This window comes from Mucilaginibacter sp., assembly GCF_036383575.1.
Lineage (GTDB): Bacteria > Bacteroidota > Bacteroidia > Sphingobacteriales > Sphingobacteriaceae > Mucilaginibacter.
In genome coordinates this window covers 1-4,011 of record NZ_DASVOB010000756.1, presented here as the reverse complement: position 1 = coordinate 4,011, position 4,011 = coordinate 1, and the positions used below count along the sequence as shown (strand labels likewise).

Below are 4,011 nucleotides of genomic sequence, written 5' to 3'. Positions count from 1 at the left end.
CAGCAACTTCCGTAAGCCCCGTACAGGTTAAAAGCTTAAAAAGCAACCTGGAGCTGAAAGTAAATACCTGGGATGAGTTTTATGAGATACATGGTATTTTTAATATAGATGGTTTGCTTTATGATGTAAAGGATCTCGACGTTAAGTATACCTATTTTATCAGTACGGGCAACACGCTTTATCTTATTGAAAGCCTGCAGGTTTTAAACGTAATCGACTTACTGAAAAAGAAACAGGGCAGTTTGCAAGTGCATAAAAGTAAGTTTGCCGAGCTAAAATCGCACCTGCTTAACAAACTGGAGAACAAGCTCCACATCGACTATACCTACATTAAGCCCGCAACACAGGAGCAGATAAAAAAAGAGGGCTTTGATCAGCCCGCCGAAAAGATCATTTACCTATCGGATTTTGGCGCTCATGTCATGATCATCCCGGTGATGCGTTACGGTGAGGCCGAGATCCCTATCCGCACACAAAGGCAGATCTACGGCACCGACGAAAAAGGTAACCAGTTTATGGTTAAACGCCGCGATAATGAGGAAATAGCCTTTACAGCCTTGCTTGTAAAGCAACATCCCTATTTTAACGAGCAACTGGATAATGACCTCGATTATTTCTACCTCCATAAAAGGAACTTTTTAGATGAAGAGTGGTTTTTGAATGTATTTGAAGAATGGCATAACTATAACATCGAAATACTGGGTTTTAACGAATTAGAGGGCAATAAGCTAAATCCTCATAAAGTAAAAATCACTATCAATGTAGTGAGCGGAATTAACTGGTTCAATACGGTTATCGATTTAAAATTTGGCAAAAAAAGGGCTTCGTTAAAACAGGTACACCAGGCTGTAAAAAACAAAAACAAATATGTACGGCTTGATGACGGTACCCAGGGGATTTTGCCTGCCGAATGGATAGAGAAATTCACCCACTATTTTAATTCGGGCGAGATCTCTGACGAGGATACGCTGCACACCTCAAAGAGTAATTACACTGCCATACAGCAATATTACGATGAGGAGATGCTGGATGAGGATGTACGAAACGAGCTTGCCGTATACAATAGAAAACTTACCGATACCGAAATCATCAACGAAGTACCGGTGCCTCCGGGATTGAACGGGACGCTCCGCGCCTATCAGCACCAGGGATTAAACTGGTTAAACTTTTTGGATAACCTGAATTTTGGAGGCTGCCTTGCCGATGATATGGGTTTGGGTAAAAGCATCCAGGTAATTGCCTTTATACTTTTGCAGCGGCATAAGGCTAAAAATAACACCAACCTTATTGTGGTACCAACTTCGCTCCTGTTTAACTGGCAGCAGGAAGTACAAAAATTTGCACCTTCTATCAGCATTCATACTATTTATGGCGCCGAACGGCTTAAGCATACCAAACACCTGCACCAATACGAGATCGTGCTTACCTCCTACGGTACTTTACTATCGGATATTAATTTCCTGAAGGATTTTAATTTTAACTATGTTTTCCTTGATGAATCGCAGAATATCAAGAATCCCGAATCGCAGCGTTACAAGGCTGTACGGTTGCTGAAGTCGCGCAATAAGATCACTATAACTGGCACCCCTGTCGAAAATAACACGTTCGATCTGTATGGTCAGCTTTCATTTGCCTGCCCGGGTTTGTTAGGAAGCAAACAGTACTTTAAAGATATTTATGCTGTTCCTATCGATAAATTTAAAGGCAGCAAACGCGCAGCCGAACTACAGGAAAAAGTAAAACCCTTCATCCTCAGGCGTACCAAGCAACAGGTAGCCGCCGAGCTTCCCGAAAAAACTGAAATGGTGTTGTACTGCGAAATGAAGCAGGAACAGCGCCATATTTATGACTCGTACGAGAAAGAATTTAGAGAGTATATCTCGGCCACGACAAATGAGGAACTGAAAAAAAGTTCCATGAACGTATTAAAAGGCCTGAATAAATTAAGGCAGATCTGTGATTCGCCGATGTTAATCAAAGGCGAAAAGATGCCGGGGGATGCATCGGCCAAACTGGAGATGCTGATTGAAGAGATAGAGAGTAAAAAGCATCAGCACAAGATCCTCATATTTTCGCAATTTGTTTCGATGCTCGACTTGATCCGTAAGGAATTAAGTTCCCGGGAGATCCGCTTTTCATACCTCACCGGTCAAACCCGCAGACGCGAACAGGTGGTTAACGAGTTTCAAAATGATCCCGAAGTCAGGGTATTCCTGATTAGTCTTAAAGCAGGCGGTACCGGGCTTAATTTAACAGAAGCCGATTACGTTTATCTCGTTGATCCCTGGTGGAACCCGGCCGTCGAAAACCAGGCTATAGATCGTTGCCACCGTATAGGCCAGGATAAAAAAATTGTGGCTGTGCGATTGATTTGCTCCGGCACTATCGAAGAAAAGATCATGGTGATACAGCAATCGAAAAAGGATATTGCCAATACCCTGATCAAACCCGATAGCACCGTTACCAGTTCACTTTCAAAAGATGACCTGCTCGATCTTTTGAATTAGTAGAAAACAGCACCGATCTGCCGACAATAATCGTCGCTTCTTTCTCTATAATTACGATCAGGCTTTTGATTTTCGTAATAACGGCAGCACTAAAAAGGTAACAAGACAATGTGCTACCAACGACAGGCCAAAAGTAAATAGCAGGATATATGATCTCTTCACCCAGGTATCAAAATAATCAAGAAATCCTGACTGATTAGTACCGTTGAACAATGTAGCTAAAGCAAAAACAGATAAGCCCGTAAGCCATAGTGTTAAATGCGAGTAAAAATATCGCGGAGAGATCAGGCTCGCATTTGAAAATGAAGTAAATAACAAAAATACGTGAGTAATAAAAAGAATAACTGCAACTGAAATAAGGATATAAAGCATATTAAATATTTAAACATTGAAGATAATACTTTGACTAATACAACCAAAAGTTTTACGTCATCTTTTTTTATTTAATAGTAGATAAACTATTCTATTGGATCCGGAGGCGATGGCTTTGCCGGATCATACACAGCTACTGCTACCCGCGAATCGGCACAGCCATAGTATAGAAACCACTTCTTTTTAAAGTATACCATTCCCTCAATAAAAACTGTTCCGTTAACATATTGGCCGCTTTTCTCGAATGGCTCCATCGGTCTCAAGAACGGAACATCAAGTCGCGTTTTGAATTTAGAAGGATCATTTGCATCAAATAAGGCCTGCCCTGCGCAGTACGAATTGGCGTTGAACCTGGTGCCCCTGCCTGCAGCCGGTTTGTTTTTGCCATTATAAAACAAGATCACACCGTTTTTAGTCATCAACGCCGGAGGTCCGCATTCAGTTAAATCACTATCAAAATAACCGTCGCGCGGCGACATAAGTTCTTTTAACTCTCCTTTATCGTCAACAACCGGCGACCAATCGACCAGATTTGTAGATGTAGCAGCGTACACATGATGTTCGCCCCAGTACAGCCAGTATTTTCCATTTGTCTTGATAACCACCTGCTTGCCGTTAACTACCTCGGTTAGTATAGAAGCTGATTTACTGGCGATATTGAAGAACTTGCCATGGTAGGCTGTTTCAAATATCGGCCCGTGCTTTTTCCAGCGGATCAGATCTTTTGAGGTAGCTACACCTAATCTTGGCAAATCGCGGTTCCATTCGGTGTAAAAAACCACATAGGTTCCTTCGGGCGTAACAGCTACACGAGGGTCTTCGCAACCACCGGGCCATTCATACTTTTTAGCGATATCATTGTCTGGATAAAGAACCGGGGCTTTCCTCCGGGTAAAATTGATGCCATCGTTACTTTCGGCATAGCCTACACGTGAGGTACGAAAGCCAATGCCTATACCATACAGGTCCTCGGCCCGGTACAGCACTATTATTTTGTTTTTTTTCAGAGTCGCCGCCGGGTTAAAAGTGTCATTAGCCTCCCACTGAACCTGTTTTTTACTCATAGGGTCAAGGAAACGGGATGCAGTATCCGGCGATATGATGGGGTTAATATTTGCAGGCCGGGCAAACC

General features: G+C 42.5%; 3 protein-coding genes. 1 reads left to right on the top strand and 2 read right to left on the bottom strand.

Features of this window, described 5'->3' with window-relative positions; all coding sequences use genetic code 11:
- Positions 1-2,507: DEAD/DEAH box helicase (locus VF500_RS27035; RefSeq protein ID WP_330862648.1), on the top strand; the 2,507-nt coding region annotated here is incomplete at its 5' end.
- 57 nt (positions 2,508-2,564) lie between these two features.
- Here VF500_RS27035 and VF500_RS27030 read toward each other — a convergent pair.
- Both VF500_RS27030 and VF500_RS27025 read right to left on the bottom strand, forming a co-directional pair.
- A complete protein-coding gene (locus VF500_RS27030) occupies positions 2,565-2,879 on the bottom strand; it encodes a hypothetical protein (RefSeq protein WP_330862647.1) in 315 nt (104 codons plus the stop codon).
- Positions 2,880-2,965: 86 nt separating this feature from the next.
- A partial coding sequence (locus VF500_RS27025; RefSeq protein ID WP_330862646.1) for a glycoside hydrolase family 130 protein occupies positions 2,966-4,011 on the bottom strand: 1,046 nt, incomplete at its 5' end.